The organism is Acetobacter sp. DmW_136 (assembly GCF_008690365.1).
GTDB classification, from domain to species: Bacteria; Pseudomonadota; Alphaproteobacteria; order Acetobacterales; family Acetobacteraceae; genus Acetobacter; species Acetobacter oryzifermentans.
On record NZ_VHON01000091.1, the window covers coordinates 1 to 774 of the forward strand.

Below are 774 nucleotides of genomic sequence, written 5' to 3' on the forward strand. Positions count from 1 at the left end.
TGCAGGGTTCTGTCGATTGCACCATCTGCCTATTATGCAACTGTTGCCAGACAGAAAAATCCGTGTGTGCGCAGCCAGAAAGACAAAGAATTGTGCGATGACATCCGTAGAGTGTGGAATAATAATTTCTGCGTCTATGGAGCGCGCAAGGTCTGGCATCAGCTCAGACGTGAAGGTCTGGATGTTGCCCGCTGCACGGTAGAGCGGCTGATGCGCCGGATGGGACTGAAAGGCGTCATTCGTGGCAAGGGTGTCAGAACCACACGGCCCGATCCGGCGCGGCCCTGTCCACAGGATCTGGTACAGCGACAGTTTTATGCACCAGCCCCCAACAGACTGTGGGTTTCGGATTTCACGTATGTTTCCACGTGGCAGGGCTTTGTTTATGTGGCCTTCATCATTGATGTATTCGCACGGGTTATTGTGGGCTGGCGTGTCTCCTCAACGGCCCATACCGACTTCGTGCTGGATGCCCTCGAACAGGCTCTGTGCCAGAGGCGGCCTGAGGGCAAAGTGACCCACCATTCCGACCGCGGCTGTCAATATGTGTCCATTCGCTACACGCAAAGACTGGCTGAAGCGGGCCTTGTTGCTTCTGTCGGCAGTGTTGGAGATTCCTATGATAACGCCCTGGCGGAGACCATTAACGGGCTCTACAAAACCGAACTCATCTATCGGCAGGGACCATGGAAAAACAGGGAAACTGTTGAACTGGCAACACTTAAATGGGTCGACTGGTTCAATAATCGGCGGCTCCTGTCCTCCATTGGAAAC

General features: G+C 54.1%; 1 protein-coding gene. It reads left to right on the plus strand.

What is annotated here, in order from left to right; all coding sequences use genetic code 11:
• Positions 1-774: IS3 family transposase (locus FKW31_RS15790; RefSeq protein WP_150179059.1), on the plus strand; the 774-nt coding region annotated here is incomplete at both ends.